The organism is Roseivivax lentus (genome assembly GCF_900156805.1).
Classification (GTDB): Bacteria; Pseudomonadota; Alphaproteobacteria; order Rhodobacterales; family Rhodobacteraceae; genus Roseivivax; species Roseivivax lentus.
Map to the genome: position 1 here is coordinate 115,403 of NZ_FTOQ01000008.1, position 21,887 is coordinate 137,289.

Annotated in this window: 22 protein-coding genes and 1 pseudogene; 12 read left to right on the plus strand and 11 right to left on the minus strand. The window is 66.5% G+C overall.

From position 1 onward, the window contains the following. Nucleotides 1-97: 97 nt before the first annotated feature. The 3 genes from BW990_RS21895 to tldD all read right to left on the minus strand — a co-directional run bounded on the left by BW990_RS21895 (nucleotide 98) and on the right by tldD (nucleotide 3,171). Complete coding sequence (locus BW990_RS21895) at nucleotides 98-256, minus strand: hypothetical protein (protein WP_159441657.1); 159 nt, start codon at nucleotides 254-256, stop codon at nucleotides 98-100. Between the two features lie 165 nt (nucleotides 257-421). Further along, on the minus strand, nucleotides 422-1,642 hold the full coding sequence (gene dprA / locus BW990_RS13740) for a DNA-processing protein DprA (RefSeq protein ID WP_076448663.1): 1,221 nt from the start codon (nucleotides 1,640-1,642) through the stop codon (nucleotides 422-424). A 107-nt stretch (nucleotides 1,643-1,749) separates the two neighbouring features. Then, nucleotides 1,750-3,171 (minus strand): metalloprotease TldD, encoded by a 1,422-nt coding sequence (gene tldD, locus BW990_RS13745; protein ID WP_076448665.1) that lies wholly within the window; start codon nucleotides 3,169-3,171, stop codon nucleotides 1,750-1,752. Nucleotides 3,172-3,355: 184 nt separating this feature from the next. Between tldD and coxB the strand changes: the two genes are divergently transcribed. The 12 genes from coxB to BW990_RS13800 all read left to right on the plus strand — a co-directional run bounded on the left by coxB (nucleotide 3,356) and on the right by BW990_RS13800 (nucleotide 13,718). After that, nucleotides 3,356-4,255 carry a cytochrome c oxidase subunit II gene (gene coxB / locus BW990_RS13750; RefSeq protein ID WP_076448668.1) on the plus strand — a complete coding sequence of 300 codons (900 nt, stop codon included), beginning with the start codon at nucleotides 3,356-3,358 and terminating at the stop codon, nucleotides 4,253-4,255. Nucleotides 4,256-4,327: 72 nt separating this feature from the next. Continuing rightward, nucleotides 4,328-5,272, plus strand: coding sequence for a heme o synthase (cyoE, locus tag BW990_RS13755; RefSeq protein WP_076448669.1), 945 nt, complete (start codon nucleotides 4,328-4,330; stop codon nucleotides 5,270-5,272). Beyond that, a complete protein-coding gene (locus BW990_RS22125) occupies nucleotides 5,269-5,442 on the plus strand; it encodes a hypothetical protein (protein ID WP_200798050.1) in 174 nt (57 codons plus the stop codon). Before cyoE ends, BW990_RS22125 begins: the two co-directional genes overlap by 4 nt. Continuing rightward, nucleotides 5,442-6,026: a cytochrome c oxidase assembly protein gene (locus BW990_RS13760; RefSeq protein WP_076448670.1), complete on the plus strand. Its 585-nt coding sequence runs from the start codon at nucleotides 5,442-5,444 to the stop codon at nucleotides 6,024-6,026. Before BW990_RS22125 ends, BW990_RS13760 begins: the two co-directional genes overlap by 1 nt. Nucleotides 6,027-6,055: 29 nt before the next feature. Beyond that, nucleotides 6,056-6,856: a cytochrome c oxidase subunit 3 gene (locus BW990_RS13765; RefSeq protein ID WP_076448671.1), complete on the plus strand. Its 801-nt coding sequence runs from the start codon at nucleotides 6,056-6,058 to the stop codon at nucleotides 6,854-6,856. 397 nt (nucleotides 6,857-7,253) lie between these two features. Beyond that, nucleotides 7,254-7,937: an SURF1 family protein gene (locus BW990_RS13770; protein WP_076448672.1), complete on the plus strand. Its 684-nt coding sequence runs from the start codon at nucleotides 7,254-7,256 to the stop codon at nucleotides 7,935-7,937. Next, on the plus strand, nucleotides 7,934-9,322 hold the full coding sequence (thrC, locus tag BW990_RS13775) for a threonine synthase (protein ID WP_076448673.1): 1,389 nt from the start codon (nucleotides 7,934-7,936) through the stop codon (nucleotides 9,320-9,322). The genes BW990_RS13770 and thrC overlap by 4 nt, the downstream gene beginning before the upstream one ends. Beyond that, nucleotides 9,319-10,581, plus strand: coding sequence for a M16 family metallopeptidase (locus BW990_RS13780; protein WP_076448674.1), 1,263 nt, complete (start codon nucleotides 9,319-9,321; stop codon nucleotides 10,579-10,581). Before thrC ends, BW990_RS13780 begins: the two co-directional genes overlap by 4 nt. After that, the gene (locus BW990_RS13785) at nucleotides 10,581-11,165 is read left to right on the plus strand and encodes a GNAT family N-acetyltransferase (protein ID WP_076448675.1); all 585 of its coding nucleotides are present in this window, start codon (nucleotides 10,581-10,583) and stop codon (nucleotides 11,163-11,165) included. Before BW990_RS13780 ends, BW990_RS13785 begins: the two co-directional genes overlap by 1 nt. A 440-nt stretch (nucleotides 11,166-11,605) precedes the next feature. Next, nucleotides 11,606-12,520: a sulfite exporter TauE/SafE family protein gene (locus BW990_RS13790; RefSeq protein ID WP_076448678.1), complete on the plus strand. Its 915-nt coding sequence runs from the start codon at nucleotides 11,606-11,608 to the stop codon at nucleotides 12,518-12,520. Next, on the plus strand, nucleotides 12,520-13,287 hold the full coding sequence (locus tag BW990_RS13795) for a TIGR02186 family protein (RefSeq protein WP_200798051.1): 768 nt from the start codon (nucleotides 12,520-12,522) through the stop codon (nucleotides 13,285-13,287). The genes BW990_RS13790 and BW990_RS13795 overlap by 1 nt, the downstream gene beginning before the upstream one ends. Beyond that, on the plus strand, nucleotides 13,287-13,718 hold the full coding sequence (locus BW990_RS13800) for an acyl-CoA thioesterase (RefSeq protein ID WP_076448683.1): 432 nt from the start codon (nucleotides 13,287-13,289) through the stop codon (nucleotides 13,716-13,718). The genes BW990_RS13795 and BW990_RS13800 overlap by 1 nt, the downstream gene beginning before the upstream one ends. 115 nt (nucleotides 13,719-13,833) lie before the next feature. On the opposite strand, the gene uvrC is transcribed toward BW990_RS13800, so the two are convergent. The 8 genes and pseudogenes from uvrC to petA all read right to left on the minus strand — a co-directional run bounded on the left by uvrC (nucleotide 13,834) and on the right by petA (nucleotide 21,769). Beyond that, entirely contained in the window at nucleotides 13,834-15,708 is a 1,875-nt protein-coding gene (gene uvrC, locus BW990_RS13805; protein ID WP_407690138.1) for an excinuclease ABC subunit UvrC, read from the minus strand. A 312-nt stretch (nucleotides 15,709-16,020) separates the two neighbouring features. Then, nucleotides 16,021-16,812, minus strand: a pseudogene (locus tag BW990_RS13810) (SDR family oxidoreductase); the annotation flags it as partial. Nucleotides 16,813-16,828: 16 nt separating this feature from the next. Beyond that, the gene (locus BW990_RS13815) at nucleotides 16,829-17,782 is read right to left on the minus strand and encodes a calcium/sodium antiporter (protein WP_407690139.1); all 954 of its coding nucleotides are present in this window, start codon (nucleotides 17,780-17,782) and stop codon (nucleotides 16,829-16,831) included. Then, complete coding sequence (locus tag BW990_RS22130; RefSeq protein ID WP_200798052.1) at nucleotides 17,779-17,949, minus strand: hypothetical protein; 171 nt, start codon at nucleotides 17,947-17,949, stop codon at nucleotides 17,779-17,781. The genes BW990_RS13815 and BW990_RS22130 overlap by 4 nt, the downstream gene beginning before the upstream one ends. A gap of 1 nt (nucleotide 17,950) precedes the next feature. Further along, nucleotides 17,951-18,745, minus strand: a complete 795-nt coding sequence (locus BW990_RS13820; RefSeq protein ID WP_076448687.1) for a S49 family peptidase — start codon at nucleotides 18,743-18,745, stop codon at nucleotides 17,951-17,953. Between the two features lie 286 nt (nucleotides 18,746-19,031). Beyond that, nucleotides 19,032-19,826, minus strand: a complete 795-nt coding sequence (locus tag BW990_RS13825; RefSeq protein WP_076448758.1) for a cytochrome c1 — start codon at nucleotides 19,824-19,826, stop codon at nucleotides 19,032-19,034. Nucleotides 19,827-19,846: 20 nt separating this feature from the next. After that, the gene (locus BW990_RS13830; RefSeq protein ID WP_076448688.1) at nucleotides 19,847-21,193 is read right to left on the minus strand and encodes a cytochrome b; all 1,347 of its coding nucleotides are present in this window, start codon (nucleotides 21,191-21,193) and stop codon (nucleotides 19,847-19,849) included. A 12-nt stretch (nucleotides 21,194-21,205) separates the two neighbouring features. Further along, nucleotides 21,206-21,769, minus strand: coding sequence for a ubiquinol-cytochrome c reductase iron-sulfur subunit (gene petA / locus BW990_RS13835; protein WP_076448689.1), 564 nt, complete (start codon nucleotides 21,767-21,769; stop codon nucleotides 21,206-21,208). Between the last annotated feature and the right edge of the window lie 118 nt (nucleotides 21,770-21,887).

Genomic DNA, 21,887 nt, shown 5'->3' on the forward strand with positions numbered 1-21,887 from the left:
AAGACGACGCCGGCAGGGCCCGAAACAGAAAACGCGCTGCGGGGATCGCAGCGCGTTTTCGCTTCCGATACGGGCCTTTCGGTCCGCTGAGATCCGATCAGCCGCCTTCTGCGGGCGCGATGACCGTCGGGCGGTAATCCACAACCGTGCCGTCCTTGGCGTAGATGGGATCAACGGTGATGACGACGTCGAACGTCTCGTCCGCGCATGCGGCGAGGCCGAGCGTCGCAGCGAGCAGCAAAGCGACTTTCTTCATAAGTTTTTTGTCCCGTATTCCATTCATTTCATCCGGAAAGCACAGCAACCGGCACCGCTCAAGACTAAGGCAGATGAAGGCATGCGCAAGTCTTCGCCGGGGATTTGTGCAATATCACCCTGTTCGGCTCGCCTTTCGCCTTGAGAGTGTGACCTTTTCGACCGCTCAGGCCAGTTTCAGCGCCAACATGCCACCCGGCGCGCGGGCGATTCGACCCTCCAGCTCCAGATCGGTCAGCACCGGTCCGATTCGACCCATGGGCTGATCCAGATCGCGGATCAGCTGGTCCTCGGCGATGGGCGACGGGCCCAACCGTTGCAGGATCTGGCTGTGCAGATCGGCGGTCTCGCGCAGGGTTCTGCGATCCGCGGGACCGCGATCGGTGCCCGGCACCGGCGCCGTCACCGCGCATGGCGCGTCGGGGCCACCGGCGCCGGCTCTGAGCGCGATGTCATGAGCGCCTGCCGCCTGCGCCATGTCGGCGAACGGCGCCATGCCCAAAGCCGCGCGCACATCCCGGCTGCCGCGCACCAGCTGCGCCCCGTCGCGAATGAGCGCGTTGCAGCCGCCCGCCCGCGCATCGAACGGATGCCCCGGTACCGCCATCACATCGCGGCCCTGGTCGAGCGCCGTGCGCGCGGTGATGAGCGAGCCCGATTTCAACGCCGCCTCCACCACGATCACCGCGCGCGACAGCCCCGAAATCAGGCGGTTGCGCAGCGGGAAATGGCGCGCCTTGGGCGCCAGCGTCATCGGCTGTTCGCTGATCCTGAGCCCGCCCGCGGCGACGATCTCCTGCGCGAGCCGGGCGTTTTCCTGCGGGTAGAGCACGTCGACCCCGCCGCCCATCACTGCGACCGTGCCGGTTCGCAGCGCGGCGTCATGGGCGGCCGCGTCGATACCGCGTGCAAGGCCCGAGACCACGACGAGGCCCGCCGCGCCCAGATCGGCGGCCAGCGCCCGCGCCATGCGCAGGCCCAGCGACGAGGCGTTGCGCGCTCCCACCATCGCGACCAGCGGGCGCGACAGCACGGCCACGTCGCCGATGGCCCAGAAACAGGGCGGCGCATCGTCGATATCGCACATGGCGGAAGGATAATCCGGCTCGCCCTCGAAGATCAGCCGCGCGCCCTCGCGGCGGCCCGCGCGCAGTTCCGCGTCGACCAGGGCGTCCGGGCAGGTGTGATAATCGGCAAGGCCCGCCCCGCGGGCGATGTCGGGCAGCGCATCGAGCGCGGCCCGGGCGGTGCCGTGTTCGGCCATGAGCCGCCGGTAGGTGGCGATGCCGACGCGCCGTGAGCGCAAGAGACGGAGCCGGTCAAAACGGTCGTCTTCCGTGGTGGGTGGGATTGGGGGGTGAGTGGAAGAAGGATGGTCTTCGGCCATTCGCCCGTCCCCGTCTGCTTGCAGAATCAGGTATAGCACCCGGCGCCTTAACATAAGCTTAAGAGCCGCGGCGCGATTGCGGCGGGAAGGCGCCGCGGCGATGGCGCTCAGCCCTGCGCGCCGCCCACCGTCAGCCCGCCGATCAGCACCGAGGGCTGGCCGACGCCCACCGGCACCCACTGGCCCTGCTTGCCGCAATTGCCCATGCCCGGATCGAGCGCCATGTCGTCGGCCAGCCCGCGGATCTGCTGCAGCGCCGTCGCGCCGTCGCCGATCAGCGTCGCGCCCTTCACCGGCGCGCCCACCTTGCCGTCCTTCACCCTATAGGCCTCGGTGCAGGAGAAGACGAACTTGCCGTTGGTGATATCCACCTGCCCGCCGCCGAAGCCCACCGCGTAGATGCCGTCCTTCAGCTCGGCCACGAGGTCCTCACGCTTGGCATTGCCACCCAGCATGTAGGTATTGGTCATCCGCGGCATCGGGATATGCGCGTAGCTTTCGCGCCGCCCGTTGCCGGTGGGCGCCACGCCCATCAGCCGCGCGTTCTGGCGGTCCTGCATGTAGCCCACGAGGATGCCGTCCTCGATCAGCACGTTCTTGCCCGATGGCGTGCCCTCGTCATCCACGGTGATCGACCCGCGCCGGTCGGGGATGGTGCCATCGTCGAGCACGGTCACGCCCGGCGCCGCCACCCGCTGGCCCATGAGCCCGGCAAAGGCCGAGCTGCCCTTGCGGTTGAAATCGCCCTCGAGCCCATGCCCCACCGCCTCGTGCAGAAGGATGCCGGGCCAGCCCGGGCCCAGTACGATATCCATGACGCCCGCGGGCGCGGCCTCGGCGCGCAGGTTCACCGTTGCGATCCTCAGCGCCTCGCGCGCCTTCGCCTCCCAATCCGCGCGTGTGACCAGACCGTCCAGCATGACACGCCCGCCGCCGCCCGCCGTGCCCTGTTCGCGGCGGCCGTTCTCCTCGACGATGACGCTGATATTGAGCCGGGTCATCGGCCGCGTGTCGCTGACCAGCCCGCCATCGGCGCGCAGGATCGTCACCTCCTGCAGCGACGCGCCGAGCGAGGCCGACACCTGCACGACGCGCGGATCGAGGTCGCGCAGGAAGGCGTCGATCTCGCGCAGGGTCTCCAGCTTGGCGGCGAAACTCAGCCCCGCGATGGGATCGGCGTCGGTGTAAAGCCTGCGATTCGTCGGCGACGGCGCGGGCGCCATGACGCCGCCACCATCGCCGATGGCCAGCCGGGCGGTCTCCGCCGCGCGCGCAAGCGCCGCCTCGCTGATCTCGGTCGAATGGGCGTAGCCCGCCACCTCGCCCCTGACCGCGCGCAGGCCGAATCCCTCGGAGGCGTCGTAATTGGCGGTCTTGACCCGACCGTCGTCGAAAACGATGCCCTCGCTGCGCTTTCGCTCGAAGAACAATTCGCCGTCCTCGGCGCCATCGAGGGCGCTGCGCAGGCGCGACAGCGCGGCCTCGTGGTCGAGATGCGTCTCAAGCGGGCGGAACGGCGCGTCGGACATGGGGGAACCCTTCTTTGGTCGGATTGAGCGAAAGCGGCTCTTTGCCGCAAGCATCCATCTTTATCTGGCTGTAAGAATATGGTTTGAAGCGCCGGAGAAACAAATCGGGGATTCCGCGGCATACCGTTCGACGCGGCCTTCGCCCCGACCGACGCTGGAACGACTGAACCGATCAAGGTGACATATGCGACTTAAAACGATGCTCTCTAGCCTCCTTGCGGCCACGCTCGCCGCACCGGCCTTCGCCCAGAGCGACGAAGTGGTCGGCGCGCCCTCGGCTGGCGGCATGGGTTTCCAGCCCGCCGTAACCGAGCTTGCACGCGATCTGCAATGGCTCGACGGGATGATCAACATCATCATCACCGCGATCGTTCTGTTCGTGCTGGGTCTCATCCTGTGGTGCATCGTGCGCTACAACCGCAAGGCCAACCCCGAGCCCGCGGGCTTCACCCACAACACTCCGGTCGAGATCGCCTGGACCGTCGTGCCCATTCTGATCCTCGTCTTCATCGGCGCCTTCTCGCTGCCGGTGCTTTTCAAGCAGCAGGAAATTCCCGAGGGCGACATCTTCATCAAGGCGACCGGCTACCAGTGGTACTGGGGCTACGAGTACCCCGAGGAGGGCTTCGGCTTCGACAGCTACATGATCGGCTCGCCCGCGACCGGCGGCGACAATTCCTACACCGAGGAAGTCGAGATGCAGCTGATCGAGGCCGGCTACGAGCCCGAGCACTTCCTCCTGGCCACCGACACGCAGGTCGTGGTGCCCGTGGGCAAGACCGTGGTCGTGCAGGTCACCGGCGGCGACGTGATCCATTCCTGGACCATCCCGGCCTTCGGCGTGAAGCAGGACGGCATCCCGGGCCGCCTGGCCGAGCTGTGGTTCGAGGCCGAGCGTGAAGGCATCTATTTCGGCCAGTGCTCCGAGCTTTGCGGCATCGCCCATGCCTACATGCCGATCACCGTGAAGGTGGTCAGCGAAGAGGAATACGCCGACTGGCTGGTGCAGATGAAAGAGGAATACGCCTCCAACGACGCGGCCCCGGCACCCGCCGAGGCGGTCCAGCTCGCCTCCGCCGACTGATCTCTTCCCCGATCCCGGTCGGCGCGGGACCACCCGCGCCGCCCCCCTTCCCCTGACCCCGCCGAGTGTTGAATGACCGACGTTTCGCTGCAAACCGCCTATCAGGACGAGCCGCAATTCAGTGATTATTTCGCGCTGCTGAAGCCGCGCGTGATGACGCTTGTGGTGTTCACGGCCTTTGTCGGCCTGCTGGCCGCGCCCGGCGGGATGCATCCGTTCGTCGCTTTCTGCGCGATCCTGTTCATCGCCATCGGCGGCGGCGCTTCGGGCGCGCTCAACATGTGGTGGGATGCCGATATCGATGCCGTGATGCGCCGCACCGCCAAGCGCCCGATCCCGTCGGGCCGCGTCTCGGGCGACGAGGCGCTGGCCATCGGCCTTGCGCTCTCGGCCTTCTCGGTGGTGTTCCTCGGCCTCGCGACCAACTGGGTCGCCGCGGGTCTTCTGGCCTTCACCATCTTCTTCTATGCTGTAATCTACACGATGTGGCTGAAGCGCGCGACGCCGCAGAACATCGTCATCGGCGGCGCCGCGGGCGCGTTTCCCCCGATGATCGGCTGGGCCGCGGCCACCGGCGGCGTGTCCATCGAATCGGTGCTGATGTTCGCGCTCATCTTCATGTGGACGCCGCCGCATTTCTGGGCGCTGGCGCTGTTCATGCGCTCGGATTACGACGATGCGGGCGTGCCGATGCTGACCGTGACCCATGGCCGTCCCGCCACCCGCCGCCATATCCTGATCTATACCGTTCTGCTGGCGGCACTCGCCCTCGCCATGGGTGTCACCGCCGTCGCGGGCCCGGTCTACCTCGCTTCCGCGCTGATCCTGAATGCGCTCTTTCTCAAGGGTGCCGTGGCGATCTGGCGCCGCGACGAGGCGATGGCCGAGGCCGACAACTACCTCGTGGAGCGCAAGTTTTTCAAACTCTCGCTGCTCTATCTTTTCGCCCATTTCGGCGCGATCCTCGCCGACCAGGCGCTGGCGCGCTTCGGACTGACCTGGGAGGTCTTCCTGTGAGCCTCACGCATAAACACGAAATCCACACCCGCCGGTTCAGCCGCAACATGGGCGTCGGCCTGACGCTCGTGGCGCTGATCGGCATCGTCTTCGGCCTGACCTTCGTGAAGGTCACGCGCGGCGATTTCGAGGTGCCGCGCGCCAATTCCACCATCGTGGGAGATCAGTGATGGCGATGGACGCAAAGACCAAGACCGTGACCCAGCTCGTAGGCGTGGCGACCTTCATGGGCGCCATGGCCTGGGCGTCCGTGCCGCTTTACGACTGGTTCTGCGCGGTCACCGGCTACGGCGGCACGACCGGCACGGCCACGGCCTCGTCCGAGACGGTGCTCGACCGGGAGATCACCGTGCGCTTCGATGCCAATACCGAGAAGGGCTTCGGCTGGGAATTCCGCCCCATGCAGACCGAGATGACGGTCAAGATCGGCGGCGACGGGCTGGCCTTCTACGAAGCCTACAACCCCACCGACCGGCCCATCGCGGGACAGGCGGGCTACAACGTCGCCCCCTTCATCGCGGGCAGCTACTTTTCCAAGGTGGAATGCTTCTGCTTCCAGGAGCAGGTGCTGATGCCCGGCGAACGGGTCGAGATGCCGGTCAATTTCTTCGTCGATCCCGAGATCGTCGAGGATGCCGACGCGAAGAACCTCAAGCACATCACCCTGTCCTACACTTTCTACGAAATCGACCTGCCCGAAGACGTGGCAGCGGTTGACGAAGGTCTCGGAACCGGGAACACCGAGACCAACTGAACAACGCGAAAGCGAGCGAGGGAACAAACATGGCGCACGCGAAAAACCACGATTATCACATCCTCAACCCCTCGATCTGGCCCTTCATCGGGGCGGTGTCGGGCTTCGTCATGCTCTTCGGCGCGGTCCTCTGGATGAAGGACAGCGGGCCGTGGATGTTCCTCATCGGACTGGTGGGCGTGCTCTACGTCATGTTCGCATGGTGGTCCGATGTCATCGCCGAAAGCCAGGTGGGCGATCACACGCCGGTCGTGCAGATCGGCCTGCGCTACGGCTTCATCCTGTTCATCATGTCCGAGGTGATGTTCTTCTTCGCCTGGTTCTGGTCGTTCTTCAAACACGCCATGTACCCGATGGGCCCCGAAAGCCCGGCGGTGGACGGCGTCTGGCCGCCCGCGGGCATCGAGACCTTCGATCCCTGGCACCTGCCGCTGATCAACACGCTGATCCTGCTCTGCTCGGGTGCGGCGGCGACGTGGGCGCACCACGCGCTGGTGCACGAGAACAACCGCAAGGACATGAAGAACGGCCTGATCCTGGCCGTCGTGCTGGGCCTGATCTTCACCGCCTTCCAGGCCTATGAATATTCGCACGCGGCCTTCGGGTTCTCCGGCAACATCTACGGTGCCAACTTCTTCATGGCGACGGGCTTTCACGGCGCGCATGTGATCATCGGGACGATCTTCCTGTTCATCTGCCTGCTGCGCCTGCAGCGCGGCCACTTCACCCCCACCAAGCACGTGGGTTTCGAGGCCGCCGCCTGGTACTGGCACTTCGTCGACGTGGTGTGGCTGTTCCTCTTCGCCGCCGTCTACGTCTGGGGCGGCTGAGCCCGGGCGGACGAGACCTGCACGAGAGAACGCCCGGCTTGCCCGGGCGTTTTCTTTTTTCGGACCGATGGTGTCAGCCAAAACCCGCCACAGCGATGCACCCGGAGCGCGGAACAAGGCTGCTTGCAGCCGCCGCGCTCCAGCGCCTGCCCGCCCCGGTGGGCTGGCGCTTTGGCGACGCAAGTGCGACGTTCCTTCTGCGCGATGACTTGGCAGCCATAAAGCGCTTGCGTTCCAAGGTCTTTGCGCCACCCCGCGGGCAGGCGCTCTCGACGTGGCACCGACACCCGAACCCGCGCCACCGCTGCGCATCGCCCCTCCCATTCCCTCCATTGAACCCACTGGCGCCAGACGATAGACGATCCTCCAGCCAACCAAGCGGATTCCGCCCGACCCCATGCGCTTCATCGCCCCCCTTCTCTTCGGCCTCATCGGCTGTGCGATCCTGATCTCGCTCGGCACCTGGCAGGTGCAGCGCCTCGCATGGAAAGAGGGCATCCTGGCCGAGATCGAGGCCCGCATCGACGGCGCGCCCCAGCCCCTGCCCACCGAGGTTTCGCCCAGCGCGCAGCGCTACCAGCCCGTCGAACTCGGCGGCGCGATCGGCGACGGCGAAGTGCACGTCCTCGTCTCCACCAAGTCGCAGGGCGCGGGCTACCGCATCATCGCCCCCTTCACGACGGAGGACGGCCGCACCATCCTGCTCGACCGCGGCTATGTCCCGAACGAGGCCAAGAGCGCGGAGCGCCGCACCGGCCCCGCCACGATCACCGGCAACCTGCACTGGCCCGACGACCGCACCTCCTCGACGCCCGCCAATGACGAGGCCGGCAACACCTGGTTCGCCCGCGACATCGGGCCGATGGCCGAGGCGCTGCAGACCGAACCGCTTCTGGTCATCGCCCGCGCCGAGGACCCGCCCGCGCCGGGCATCCAGCCCCTGCCCGTGTCGATCACCGGCATCCCGAACGACCACCTGCAATACGCGATCACATGGTTCTCGCTCGCCGCGATCTGGGCGGCTATGACTGTGTTCTACATCGCCCGCACGCGCAAAACCGCGAAAGGCCCCGCCACATGAAATACGTCTCGACCAGGGGGCAGGCCCCCGCGCTCGGCTTTGAGGAGACGATGCTGTCGGGCCTCGCCCGCGACGGCGGCCTCTACGTGCCCGAGACGATCCCGCAGATGTCGCATGCCGATATCCGCGCCCTGCACGGCCTGCCCTACGAGGAAGTCGCCTATCGCGTGATGCGCCCCTTCGTGGGCGATGCCTTCGACGACGCGACCTTCATGCGCCTCATCGAGAACGCCTATGCGAGCTTCGGGCACGCCGCCCGCGCGCCGCTCGTGCAGCTGGCACCCGGCCATTTCCTGGCCGAGCTGTTCCACGGGCCCACGCTCGCCTTCAAAGACTTCGCGATGCAGCTCATCGGCCAGATGTTCGAGGAGGCGCTGAAACGCCGCGGCGACCGGGTGACCATCGTCGGGGCCACCTCGGGCGACACGGGCTCTGCGGCGATCGAGGCCTTCCGCGGGCTCGATGCGGTCGATGTCTTCATCCTCTACCCCCATGGCCGCGTCTCCGAGGTGCAGCGCCGCCAGATGACCACGCCGACCGAGGCCAACGTCCACGCCATCGCGCTCGACGGGCATTTCGACGATTGCCAGGCGCGGCTGAAGGACATGTTCAACCATTTCGAGTTCCGCGATGCGGTGCGCCTTGCGGGCGTCAACTCGATCAACTGGGGCCGCGTTCTGGCGCAGGTCGTGTATTTCTTCACCTCCGCTGTGGCGCTCGGTGCGCCCGACCGCCGTGTCAGCTTCACCGTGCCCACTGGCAATTTCGGCGACATCTTCGCCGGCTACATCGCCAAGCGCATGGGCCTGCCCATCGACAAGCTTGTGGTCGCCACGAACCAGAACGACATCCTGCACCGCTGCCTGTCCACAGGCGATTACCTGACCGACAGCGTCGCACCGTCCATTTCGCCATCCATGGATATCCAGGTCAGCTCCAATTTCGAACGCGCGCTCTTCGACGCTTATGGGCGCGACGGCGCGGCCATCGCCCAGCTCATGGACGAGCTGAAGGCGGGCGGTTTCCACGTCTCCCAGGGCGCGCTCGAAAAACTGCGCGAGGATTTCACCTCCGGCCGCGCGTCGGAGGTGGAGACGCTGGCGATGATCACCCGCGCCCATGCCACCATGGGCGAGCTTCTATGCCCCCATTCGGCCATCGGCGTGCATGTCGCCGAACGGCATCTCGATCCCGCCGTGCCGATGGTGACCCTCGCGACCGCCCATCCCGCGAAATTCCCCGACGCGGTGGAACAGGCCTCGGGCCTGCGCCCGCCCCTGCCCGAACGCATGGCCGATCTCTTCGACCGGCCCGAACGCGTGACGCGCGCGGCCAACGATCTCACCGAACTGGAAACCCTCATCAAGGAGCGGATCGCCCTTTGACTTCCCGCATCACCACGCTGCCCAACGGCTTCCGCATCGTCACCGAGGCCATGCCGCACCTGAAATCCGCCGCCCTCGGCATCTGGGTCTCGGCGGGCGGCCGGCACGAGCGCGAGACGGAAAACGGCATCGCGCATTTTCTCGAACACATGGCCTTCAAGGGCACCGCCTCGCGCACGGCGCTGAAGATCGCCGAGGAGATCGAGGATGTGGGCGGCTATATCAACGCCTACACCTCGCGCGAGACCACGGCCTATTTCGCGGGCGTGCTGGAACCCGACGTGCCGCTCGCGCTGGAGCTCATCGCTGACATCCTGCGCAATCCCGTCTTCGACGACCGCGAGATCGAGACCGAGCGCCACGTCATCCTGCAGGAGATCGGCCAGGTCCGCGACACGCCCGACGACATCATCTTCGACTGGCTGCAGGAGAAATCCTATCCCGACCAGGCCATCGGCCGGTCGATCCTCGGCCCCTCGGCGAATGTCTCGCGCTTCGCGAAATCCGACCTCGCCGCCTTCGTGGACGAACATTACGGCCCCGACCAGCTGATCCTGTCGGCGGCGGGTGCCGTCGATCACGACCACATCGTCAAGCAGGCCGAGGCGCTGTTCGGCGACATGGTGCCCCGCGCCTTCCGCGCCGCCGACCCCGCCTGCTTCGGCGGCGGCGAGGTGCGCGAGACCCGCGCGCTGGAACAGGCGCATATGGCGCTGGCCTTCGAATCCCCCGGCTACCGCGCGCCGGATTTCTACGCCGCGCAGATCTATTCCACCGTGCTGGGCGGCGGCATGTCCTCGCGGCTCTTCCAGGAGGTGCGCGAGAAGCGCGGCCTCTGCTACACGATCTTCGCCAATTCCGGCGCCTATGCCGATACCGGCACCACGACGATCTATGCCGGCACCTCGGGCGAGGAAGTCTCCGCGCTGTCGCACCTGGTGATCGACGAGATGAAGCGCGCGGCCTCCGATATCCGCCCCGCCGAACTGGACCGCGCCCGCGCGCAGCTCAAGGCCGGGCTGCTGATGGGGCTCGAATCCGCCTCCGCGCGCACCGAACGGCAGGCGCGGATGGTGCAGATCTGGGGCAAGGTGCCGCTGCTCGAGGAAACCATCGCGCGCATCGACGCCGTGAGCCTCGAGGATGTGCGCGTCTTCGCCGAGGCCCTCGCGGTCACGGCCCCCGCCGCGCTCGCGCTTTACGGCCCGGTCGCCGAAGCCCCCTCGCTCGAGGCGCTGAACGCCGCCCGCGCCGCCTGATGCTGAACCGCCGCCGGAAATTGAAGATCGAGACCGAGCGGCTGACGCTGCGCCCGCCCGTGCACGGCGATTTCAACGCCTGGTCGGCCCTGCGCCAGGACAGCCGCGATTTCCTCACCCCGTGGGAACCCACCTGGGCGGGCGATCACCTGACCCGGCGCGCCTTCACCAACCGCGTCTACTGGGCCAACCGCTCGATCTCAGGCGGCACGGCGGTGCCGCTCTTCCTGGTCCGCCGCGCGGATCAGAGCCTGCTCGGCGCGCTCACCCTCGACAATATCCGCCGCGGGCCCGCGCAATCGGGCACGATGGGCTACTGGATCGGCGCGCCCTTCGCGCGGCAGGGCTACATGCGCGAGGCGATCGAGGCGATGGTGCATTACGCCTTCGAACGGCTCGACCTGTCGCGGATCGAGGCCGCCTGCCTGCCCGAGAACGTGGCCTCCCGGGGCCTGCTGGAACGCTCGGGCTTCAAATACGAGGGCGTGGCGCAAAGCTACCTGCAGATCAACGGCCGCTGGCGCACCCATGTGCTCTACGCCGCATTGCGCCTCGACCGCCGCGGCAAGACCCAGGTCGGCTGAGCCGCGCCCCGGCCGGAAGCGCGCCCGCGCCTCTCCTGCCCCTGCCTCGCCGCGCCCCCCACGCTTCCGACACCAGCCCCCAACCTGCAAGGCCGCTGTCCAAACGCCCAACGCGCCCGCCATCCGCACCGCGCCCGGCGACCGTCACCGGCCCCCTGCCTTGGCTCTTTCCAAATACGCATCCGCAACCCGCGCCACCGGCAAACCACCCGAACCCCGCGCGCCCCCGCAACAGGCCCCTCCCCCGCCTTGCCTCTTTCCAAATACGCAAACACGCACCGCTCCACACGCCCGCCCTCCCCGCAAAACGCACTCCCCCCGCCACAAGTCCCCACCGGCGCGGGCGCCTGCGCCCGCAACATGACCAGCGTGCGGAGCCTCGGCTCCGCACCCCACCGGATCACATTGCCTTTCCGCCCGGCGCGGCACATTCTGGAGCGATGCAGCTCTACCTCCCCATCGCCGAGGTTTCGGTCAACCTGATCCTGCTTCTGGGGCTCGGCACGCTCGTCGGCATGCTCTCGGGGATGTTCGGCGTGGGCGGCGGGTTTCTCATCACGCCGCTCCTGTTCTTCATGGGCATCCCCCCCGCCGTCGCCGTGGCCACCGGGGCCAACCAGATCGTGGCCTCCTCGGTCTCGGGCGTCATGGCCCATCTCAAACGCCGCACGGTCGATCTGCGCATGGGGGTCGTGCTGCTCGCCGGCGGTCTCGTGGGGTCGGGCTTCGGGGTCTGGGTCTTCAACATCCTCAAGGAGCAGGGCCAGGTCGACCTGCTCGTGCGGCTGGCCTACGTGATCTTCCTCGGCGTGATCGGCGGGCTGATGTTCATCGAAAGCGTCCGGGCGCTGCGCCGCTCCAAATCCGGCGGCGGCACGCGCAAGAAACGCCATTCCCATGTCTGGGTCCACGGGCTGCCCTTCAAGATGCGCTTCCGCGCCTCGGGGCTCTACATCTCGGCCATTCCGCCCCTGATGGTCGGCGCGGCGGTGGGCGTTCTGGCGGCGATCATGGGCGTCGGCGGCGGATTCATCATGGTGCCCGCGATGATCTACCTTCTGGGCATGCCGACGAAGGTCGTGATCGGCACGTCCCTCTTCCAGATCATCTTCGTGACCGCCTTCACCACGCTCCTGCACGCGGTGACCACCCAGACGGTGGACATCATCCTCGCCGTGGCACTGATCGTGGGCGGCGTTCTGGGCGCGCAGGTCGGGGCCGTGATCGGCTCGAAACTCCGGGCCGAGCAGCTGCGCATTCTCCTCGCGGGCCTGGTTCTCGCGGTCTGTTTCAAGCTCGCGCTCGACCTCTTCCTGACCCCGGAAGAGCTCTTCGTCATCGCGGAGGCGGGCTGATGCGGCGCCTTCTCGTCCTCATGGCCCTGCTTCTGGCCGCCGCCCTGCCCGCCCGCGCCGCAGAGGACGTGGTCCTCGATCTCAGCCAGGACGAGGTCTCCATCTCCACCAATTTCGACGGCTCCGAGATCCTCGTCTACGGCGCCGTAAAGCGCGAGGATCCGATCCCCGAAGACAGCGAGCTTGACGTGGTCATCACCGTCGAAGGCCCCTTCGTGCCGCTCACCGTCTACCGCAAGGCGCGCGTGCTGGGCGTCTGGGCCAATACCGAGGCGGTGGAGGTGGACCTCGCCCCCTCCTTCTACGCCATCGCCACCTCGGCCCCCTTCGAAGAGGTCCTCAGCAATGTCGAGGACCTGCGCCACCACGTCTCGATCCCCCGGGCGATCCGGTCGGTGGGCGCGCCGGTGGAGGTCGAGAATGCCCAGGTCTTCACCGATGCGGTGATCCGCATCCGCGAGGCGGGCGGTTCCTACCAGCTCAAGGAAGGGTCGGTGTCGGTGCGCGAACAGACGCTCTTTTCCGCCCGGGTGCAGATGCCCGCCAACCTGACCGAAGGCACTTACCGCACGCGCATCTTCCTGACCCGCGAGGGCCGCGTCGTCGGCCAGCTCGAACGCGAGATCGCCGTGCGCAAGATCGGCCTTGGACGCTGGCTCTTCAACCTCGCGCAGGGCCAGCCGCTGATCTACGGCATCCTCGCCGTGGTGATCGCGCTCGTCGCGGGCTGGACCGCCTCCGCCGTCACGCAACTGCTGAGGTCCTGATGCCGCGCACGCCCCCTCCGGACCGCGCGGGGTTTCCCGCCTTCGTCGATCTGCAGACCCGCTGGAACGACAACGACGAATACGGACATCTCAACAACGCCACCTATCTGGAGCTTTTCGACACCGCGATGAGCTATTGGCAGATCGAGAACGGCATCACGATCCGCGGCCCCGACGCCTGGCGCTTCGTCGTCGTCGAAAGCGGCTGCACCTATTTCCGTGAGGTGGGCTTTCCCGACCGTCTCGCGGCGGGGCTGCGGGTCGCGCGGCTGGGCGGGTCGTCCTTCCGGATCGAAATCGGGCTCTTTCGCGCGGGCGAGGACGAGGCGGCGAGCCTCGGCTTCTTCGTCAACGTGCTGACCGGCGCCGATGGCCGCCCGACGCCGATCCCGGACGATCTGCGCGCGCGCCTCTCCCGCATCGCCGTGTGATGCCCGCGACCCGCGCCGCGCGGCCTCGCAAGGCGCGGCGATCCGCCCGGACAGACCGACCCCGGGCCCTCCTGGCAATCCCTCCGGCCCCGCCCCGGATCGCAAGGCCCGCGCGCTAACCCTTCTCGTGGAAATAGCCGTAAATCCGTTCCGCCAGCGCCTCGGACACGCCTTCGACGGCCTTCAGATCCGCGAGGTTCGCCCGGCTCACCGCCTTGGCCGAGCCGAAATGCGCCAGAAGCGCGCGTTTGCGCGACGCGCCCACACCCTGGATCTCGTCGAGGGGGTTCTTGCCCATCGACTTTGCCCGCTTGGCCCGGTGCGTCCCGATGGCGAAGCGGTGCGCCTCGTCGCGCATCCGCTGCACGAAATAGAGCACCGGATCGTTGTGCCTGAGCGCGAAGGGCCGCTGGCCCTTCCGGTGGAACTCTTCCTTGCCCGCATCGCGGTCGACGCCCTTGGCCACCCCGACCATGGGGATGTCCTCGACCCCGTATTCGGCCATGATCCCGTGCACCGCCGAGACCTGCCCCGCGCCGCCATCGATCAGCAGCAGGTCCGGCCACATGCCCTTCTCGCGATCCGAGTCCTCTTTCTGCAACCGCTTGAAGCGCCGGGTCAGCACCTCCTTCATCATGCCGAAATCGTCGCCCGGGACGAGGTCCTCACCCTTGATGTTGAACTTGCGGTACTGGCTTTTCAGGAATCCCTCCGGCCCCGCGACGATCATCGCGCCGACGGCGTTCGTGCCCTGGATATGGGAGTTGTCGTAGACCTCCACCCGCTCGGGCGGCGCGTCGAGCCCGAAGGCATCCGCGAGACCCCGCAGGAGCTTCGTCTGGGTGGCCGTCTCCGACATCTTCCGCGCGAGGCTTTCGCGGGCGTTGCGCGCGGCGCCCTCGACCAGCTCGGCCTTCTCGCCCCGCTGCGGCACGAGGATCTCGACCTTCCGGCCCAGCTTGTCCGACAAGAGCTCCTGCATCAGGTCCGGGTTCTCGATCCCGTGGCTCAGGATCAGCTGACGGGGCGGCTCTTTGGTGTCGTAGAACTGGCCGATGAACGCCTCGAGCACCTCGGCGGCATCCACGTCCTCGCCCACCCGGGGATAGAAATCGCGGTTGCCCCAGTTCTGGTTCGCCCGGATGAAGAAGACCTGCACGCAGGCCTGCCCGTGCTCCATGTGCAGCGCGATGATGTCGGCCTCGGTCACGCCGCGCGGGTTGATGCCCTGCACCGACTGCACCTGCGTCAGCGCGCGGATCCGGTCGCGCAGGGCCGCCGCGCGTTCGAATTCCATCGCCTCGGACGCCTCGGCCATCTGCGCCGCCAGCGTCTCCTGGATCTTGGTGTCGCGCCCCGACAGGAAGCGCTCCGCGTCGCGCACTGTCTCGGCATATTCCGCCTCCGTGACCCGGCCGACGCAGGGCGCGCTGCAGCGCTTGATCTGGTGCAGGAGGCAGGGCCGCGTGCGCGTCTCGAACACCGAATCCGAGCAATTGCGCAGCAGGAACACCTTCTGCAGCTGGTTCAGCGTCCGGTTCACCGCGCCCGCGCTGGCGAAGGGTCCGTAATAGGACCCTTTCTCGCGCTTGGCGCCGCGATGCTTCTTGATCTGCGGAAAGGCATGATCGCCGGTGACGAGGATGTTCGGGAACGACTTGTCGTCGCGCAGCAGCACGTTGAACTTGGGTTTGAGCTGCTTGATTAGGTTCTGTTCCAAGAGCAGCGCCTCGGTCTCGGTGCGCGTCGTCAAGAACATCATCGAGGCAGTGTCGGCGATCATCCGCGCGATGCGCCGCGAATGACCCGAGGGCCGGGCGTAATTCGACACCCGCGCCTTGAGATTGCGCGCCTTGCCGACGTAGAGAACCCGGCTCTGCTCATCGAGCATCCGGTAGACGCCCGGCGAGGAATCGAGCGTCTTCAGATAGCTCTGGATGCAGTCATGCCCGCGCAGGGGCGTGCCGGATTCGCGCTCTGTCTCTGCCATCGTCATCAAAATTTCATGATTCTGTGTAGGGCCGCATGATTCGATTGCTGCGCTGCAATTGTACTCCCTCCGGATCAAGCGAATTTGCATCCACGAAACCTGTGGATAAACCTCTGGGGAAATTTCGGATTGGGCGAATTTTCCCTTTGTTTTCGACCGGTTTGTTACATTGCCTAATTTCTGGGCGCATTTTCAACATACTGATTTATTGGGGTATTTTTTTATTCGTCAGACAAAGTTCTGAATCCCATCGTATATTTTCGGTCACAGGCTGCGCAAACGGCGCCGGTGCATAACATGACCCAGGGTCACTTACTCGACCCCGACCACGTCCGGCGTTTCCCAGCCCAGATGCTGGCCGCCATCGATGCACAGAAGTTGGCCCGTCACCCCCGGCGAATCGACGAAATAGCCCAAGGCGCCGGTGATGTCCGCCACGTTGGCGCCGCGAGTGAGAATCGTCGCGGCGCGCTGCTTGGCGAAATGCGCGTCGCTCTGCCGTCCGCCCTGCAGCGTCGGACCGGGGCCGATCGCGTTGACCCGCACCTTCGGCGCCAGCGCCTGCGCCGCCGTCTGAGTGAAGGCCCACAGCCCCATCTTGGCGATGGTATAGGTCATGAATTCCGGCGTCAGCTTGCGCACCCGCTGGTCGATCATGTTGACGACAAGGCCCTGCGCCATCGGCTCGCCGTTCTCGTCCGCGACGGGCGGCGGCACCTGCGCGGCCAGCGCCTGGGTCAGCACGAACGGAGCGCGCAGGTTGCTTTCGAGGTGCCGGTCCCAGGTCTCGCGCGTGGCGCTGTCGATATTGTCGTACTCGAAGATCGACGCGTTGTTCACCAGATGCGTGACCGGCCCGCCCAGCGCCTCGGCGGCGGCGGGCAACAGGCCCATCACGGCCTCTTCGTCGAGCAGGTCCGCGCCCACGGTGACCGCCTGCCGGCCCTTGTCCCGGATCAGGCCTGCGACCTCTTCGGCGGCTTGGTCGGAGCTGTTGTAATGCACCGCCACATCGAGACCCCGGTCGGCAAGGTACAGCGCCATGGCCCGTCCCAGGCGATGCCCGGCGCCCGTCACGAGGGCGCGTTTCACGTCGCTCATCTTCGTCTCCTTCGAGCGGTCAGCTCAGAACATAGGCCACGTAGGCCGCGTAGAGGAGGGTCAGGCCGATGCCCCAGGCCCGCGTCAAATCGCGCCCCATCAGCACGAAGGGGATGAGCAACAGCGAGGCCGCCAGCATCACCCACAGATCGAAGCGCAGGAATTCCGGGTCGACGTCGATGGGCGCGATCAGGCTCGCCACGCCGATGATGGCCAGCAGGTTGAACATGTTCGAGCCGATGACGTTGCCCAGCGCCACGTCCGCCTGCTTCCTGAGCGCCGCCGACACCGTGGTCGCCAGTTCCGGCAGCGAGGTGCCGATGGCCACGAGGGTCAGGCCGATCACCGTGTCCGAGACGCCGAACCGCGTGGCGATGACCCGGGCGCTGTCGACCAGCAGGTCCGCGCCGACGGGCAGGCCCACGAGGCCCAGCGCGAGGAACAGCAGCACTTTCCACCACGCCATGTCCGGGTCGGCCCCCTCGAGGTCCTCGTCGTCCTCCGCGCCCTCCAGCGCGCCGTTGCGGTGCTTCAGGCTGTCGCGGAACGCATCGCCCAGGATCACCGCCAGCACGCCCACGAGGATCAGGCCCGCGATCCAGTCGAACACGCCCCGGAAGGCGAGCCCGATGAACAGGAAGGTCGCCGCCAGCATGATCCAGAAGCTCTTGCGCGTGTCGTGGCTCGATGTGTGCATCACCGCCAGCATCGCCGGGATGCCCAGCACCAGCAGCACGTTCGCGGTGTTCGAGCCCACGACATTGCCAAGCGCGATCCCCGGGGCGCCCTCCAGCGCCGCCTTGATCGAGATCAGCAGCTCCGGCGCCGAGGTGCCGAAGGCCACGATGGTCAGGCTCACGATGAGCGCGGGCACGCCCAGCCGCAGCGCGAGGTTTACCGCGCCCTTGACCAGCGCGTCGCCCGCCAGAAGCAGGATGGCGAGGCCCAGGAGGCCCGTCAGATAGACCATCATCGTTTCGTCCCCTCGCCGCAGGGACAGGGGCCCTTGCCGATCCGGAAGCGTCCGCAGGACTTGCACTTACGGCTCGCCAGCTGCTTGGCGCCCGGCACCCGCAGCTTGCCGAACATCGCCAGCACGCCCATGAAGATCAGGAAAAGAAGAACGATCTTTACGATCACGTCAGAGGCCGTAACGCGCGAAGGAGGCGCGCTCCTCGATCTGGTGGAAGGCACTCTCGGCGGCATCGGCGCCAAGGCGGCTCAGAAGGCCGCGTTTTTGCCCGTAGCGGCGGAACTTCACGTCCTCGCCGAAGCGCTTCTTCATCTCCGTCTCAAGATGGCCGATCCCGTCCGCAAGCCCCACATCGACCGCGCTGCGGCCCAGCCAGACCTCGCCGGTGAAGAGGTCGGGATTATCGGCGAGCTTGCCCTCGCGGCGGGCCTTCACATGGCCGATGAAATTGCCGTGCAGCTCCTCCAGCAGGCGGTTCAGACGCGCGACATCCTCCTCCTTCTCGGGGCGGAACGGGTCCATCATGCTTTTCGACTTGCCCGCCGTGTGCACGCGCCGTTCGAAGCCCTGCCGCTGCAGGAAGACATGCGCGCCGAACCCAGCCGAGATCACCCCGATGGAGCCCAGGATCGAGCTTTCATCGGCGAAGATCTCGTCCGCGGCCGAGGCGATCCAGTAGCCGCCCGAGGCTGCGACATCCTCGACGAAGGCGATGACGGGCACCTCTTTCTCCTCGGCGAGGCGTCGGATGCGCGCGCCGATCAGCGAGGATTGCACCGGCGAGCCGCCGGGCGAATTGATCTCGAGCGCGACCGCCTTCGGCCGGCCCCGGCTGAACGCCTTGTCGAGCATGTCGGCGACCGACCGGTCCGACATGCCGGCCCGGCCCATCCCGATGGCGCCCTGCAGCCGGACGACCGACACGACGGGGCCGCGCTTGAAGTAGGTCATGGGATTTTTCATGTTCTTGGACTTAGATTGCGGGTGGCCAGTAAACAAGGGGCGCGCGGGGCTTGGCGACAGGTTGATGCCGTCCGGGCGCGGCTTGGGTGAGACCAGCGCCACGATGCGGGGCTTTGCGCCCGTAATCCGCCCCCCGAATAGCCGCCGCACCCCGGGACCGCGCGGCCTCTGGCGCCCTTCCGCCCGATCGCGCAAGACGCAAATCCCGGCAGCCCGCCCCACCCGCCTGCGGAAACGAAAAGACCCCGCCGAAGCGGGGCCTTTCCTGCATTCTTCGTGCCGGGGATCAGTCCTCGGCGCGCGCCTTGATCGGCTTCCAGATGCGCTTGTTCGTCAGGTAAAGCAGCACCGACAGGATCGTCAGGAACACCACACCGACGAAACCGGCCTGCTTGCGGGCCATCAGCTTCGGCTCGGCGGTCCACATCAGGAACGCGGCCACGTCCTTGGCCTGCTGCTCGACGGTGACCTCGATATCGGGGTTGGCATAGGCCACGTCGTCACCGTAAAGCGGCGGCGCCATGTTGATGTAGCCACCCGGATAGGCGGTGTTTTCGTAAAGCACGGTGCCCGCCTGCTCCATCGTCTCACCGGTATAGCCGGTCAGCAGCGACGCGATGTATTCCGGACCGCCCATGCCCTTGAAGAACTGGTTGATCCCGAGGCCGTAGGGGCCGTGGAAACCGGCGCGGGCCTTGGCCATCAGCGACAGGTCGGGCGCGCCGACCGCGTCGTTGGCGGGGAAGTTGTCGACCGGGGTCGCGGGACGGAAATCGTCCTCTTCCTCGTCATAGACCTCGAAGTTCTGCTCGGCATAGGCGCGCACTTCGTCCTCGGAGAAGCCCGGGCCGTCTTCCCAGCCCAGGGACCGGAAGGAGACGTATTGCATGCCGTGGCAGGCAGAGCAGACCTGCGTGTAGACCTGAAGGCCGCGCTGCAGCTGGTTCTGGTCATAGGTGCCGAACGGGCCCTCGAAGGAGAAGTCGTAGTCGATGACTTCGCCCGACGTGCCGGCGGCGTAGCCACCGCCGGCAGTGAGACCCAGCGCCACGAAGGCGGATAGAAGGGTTTTCTTGAACATCATGGGTTTCCGATCCTTTTTCATTCGGCCGGAGCGACGGACGGCGCGGTCTTGGTGCCGCCGGATGCGGCCTTGTGCGCCTCGAAGTCGGACTCGATCGTGTCGGGACGCGGCAGCGGCTTCTCGAAGACGCCGAGCAACGGGAGGATCACCAAGAAGTAGGCGAACCAGTAGGTCGAGCCGAGCAGCGCGATGTAGGGGTAGATGCCTTCCGCCGGCATCGCACCCGCCCACATCAGGACGAAGAAGTCGATGACCAGCAGCCAGAACCACCACTTGAACTGCGGACGATAGCGACCCGAACGGACCGACGAGGTGTCGAGCCAGGGCGCCAGCGCCATCACGGCGATCGCACCGAACATCGCGAGCACACCGAAGAACTTCGCGTCGATGATGCCGCCGGTCAGCCAGCTTGCCGCTATCACGACCCAGACATCGCCGTCGAAGGCGCGCAGGATGGCGTAGAAGGGCAGGAAGTACCATTCCGGCACGATATGCGCGGGCGTCGCGAGCGGGTTCGCCTCGATGTAGTTGTCGGGGTGGCCCAGGTAGTTGGGCATGAAGCCGACGATCGCGAAGAACACGGCCAGGATCACCGCCAGGGCGAACAGGTCCTTGATGACGAAGTAGGGCCAGAAGGGCACGGTGTCCTTCTCGGCTTCGGCCTTCGAGGTGCGGCGCACTTCGACACCGGTGGGGTTGTTGTTGCCCGTGGTGTGGAAGGCCCAGATATGCACGATCACGAGGCCGAGGATCAGGAACGGCATCAGGTAGTGCAGCGAGAAGAAGCGCGTCAGCGTGTAGTTGCCCACCGCGGGTCCGCCCAGAAGCCAGGTCTGGATGGTCTCACCGACGAAGGGGATGGCACCGAAGAGGCCGGTGATCACGGTCGCGCCCCAGAAGGACATCTGGCCCCAGGGCAGAACGTAGCCCATGAAGGCGGTGCCCATCATCAAGAGGTAGATCAGGATGCCGATGATCCATGTCACTTCGCGCGGCGCCTTGTAGGAGCCGTAATAGAGCGACCGGAAGATATGCGCGTAGACCGCCACGAAGAACAGCGAGGCGCCGTTCATGTGGATGTAGCGCAGCGCCCAGCCGCCGTTCACGTCGCGCATGATATGCTCGATCGAGGCGAAGGCGAGGTCTGCATCGGGCGTGTAATGCATCACGAGGGTGATGCCGGTGATGATCTGCAGGACCAGCGTGAAAGTCAGCACGATGCCCCAGATCCACATCCAGTTGAGGTTCTTGGGCGTGGGGATCATCAACGTGTCATAGGCGAGCCCGAGGATCGGCAGGCGCTTGTGCAGCCACTTCTCACCCCCGGTCTTCGGTTCGTAATGGTCGTGTGGGATACCAGCCATGGATATTCTCCCTTAACCGAGCAGGATGGTTGTTTCGTCGACGAACTCGGCCAGCGGAACCGGCAGGTTGGTCGGTGCAGGACCGCGACGGATGCGGCCTGCGGCATCGTAGTGCGAGCCGTGGCAGGGGCAGAACCAGCCGTTGTAATCGCCCGCGCCGTTGCCCAGCGGGACGCAGCCCAGATGGGTGCAGACACCCATCATGACGAGCCAGCGACCCTCTTCGTCGAGGGTGCGGTTCTCGTCGGTGGCCTCGGCCTCACCCTGGATATTCTCGTTCCGGGCGACGGGATCGGGCAGGTCGGACAGGTCGACCGACCGCGCATCCTCGATCTCGGACTGGCTGCGGTTGCGGATGAACACCGGCTTGCCGAGCCATTGCACGGTGATCTGCGAGCCTTCGGACACGGCGCCGACATCGACCCGGATGGTCGACAGGGCGCGCACATCGGCCGAGGGGTTCATCTGGTTCACGAGCGGCCAGACAGCCGCTCCGGTTGCGACAGCGCCGGCACCGGCGGTGGCGTAGTAGAGGAAGTCCCTCCGGGTGCCTGCGTGATCTTCTGCATTCGACACGAGGTTTTCTCCGTTCTGGCGCCGGCTGGCCGGCAAGACGTCATGGCCCGCACAGGGCCCTTTGGTAATCTGCACAGCTACCTAGCGGCCCTGCCCCGCACCGTCCAGAAGGCAAAAC

Coding starts and splice junctions, on each gene's coding strand:
- BW990_RS13795 (WP_200798051.1), top strand. CDS start 12,520: ATGCGGCGCCTTCTCGTCCTCATGGCCCTGCTTCTGGCCGCCGCCCTG.
- BW990_RS13765 (WP_076448671.1), top strand. CDS start 6,056: ATGGCGCACGCGAAAAACCACGATTATCACATCCTCAACCCCTCGATC.
- BW990_RS13815 (WP_407690139.1), bottom strand. CDS start 17,782: ATGATGGTCTATCTGACGGGCCTCCTGGGCCTCGCCATCCTGCTTCTG.
- coxB (WP_076448668.1), top strand. CDS start 3,356: ATGCGACTTAAAACGATGCTCTCTAGCCTCCTTGCGGCCACGCTCGCC.
- BW990_RS13785 (WP_076448675.1), top strand. CDS start 10,581: ATGCTGAACCGCCGCCGGAAATTGAAGATCGAGACCGAGCGGCTGACG.
- cyoE (WP_076448669.1), top strand. CDS start 4,328: ATGACCGACGTTTCGCTGCAAACCGCCTATCAGGACGAGCCGCAATTC.
- BW990_RS13760 (WP_076448670.1), top strand. CDS start 5,442: ATGGCGATGGACGCAAAGACCAAGACCGTGACCCAGCTCGTAGGCGTG.
- thrC (WP_076448673.1), top strand. CDS start 7,934: ATGAAATACGTCTCGACCAGGGGGCAGGCCCCCGCGCTCGGCTTTGAG.
- BW990_RS13830 (WP_076448688.1), bottom strand. CDS start 21,193: ATGGCTGGTATCCCACACGACCATTACGAACCGAAGACCGGGGGTGAG.
- dprA (WP_076448663.1), bottom strand. CDS start 1,642: ATGGCCGAAGACCATCCTTCTTCCACTCACCCCCCAATCCCACCCACC.
- BW990_RS13825 (WP_076448758.1), bottom strand. CDS start 19,826: ATGTTCAAGAAAACCCTTCTATCCGCCTTCGTGGCGCTGGGTCTCACT.
- BW990_RS13800 (WP_076448683.1), top strand. CDS start 13,287: ATGCCGCGCACGCCCCCTCCGGACCGCGCGGGGTTTCCCGCCTTCGTC.
- tldD (WP_076448665.1), bottom strand. CDS start 3,171: ATGTCCGACGCGCCGTTCCGCCCGCTTGAGACGCATCTCGACCACGAG.
- BW990_RS13790 (WP_076448678.1), top strand. CDS start 11,606: ATGCAGCTCTACCTCCCCATCGCCGAGGTTTCGGTCAACCTGATCCTG.
- BW990_RS21895 (WP_159441657.1), bottom strand. CDS start 256: ATGAAGAAAGTCGCTTTGCTGCTCGCTGCGACGCTCGGCCTCGCCGCA.
- BW990_RS13770 (WP_076448672.1), top strand. CDS start 7,254: ATGCGCTTCATCGCCCCCCTTCTCTTCGGCCTCATCGGCTGTGCGATC.
- uvrC (WP_407690138.1), bottom strand. CDS start 15,708: ATGGCAGAGACAGAGCGCGAATCCGGCACGCCCCTGCGCGGGCATGAC.
- BW990_RS13820 (WP_076448687.1), bottom strand. CDS start 18,745: ATGAAAAATCCCATGACCTACTTCAAGCGCGGCCCCGTCGTGTCGGTC.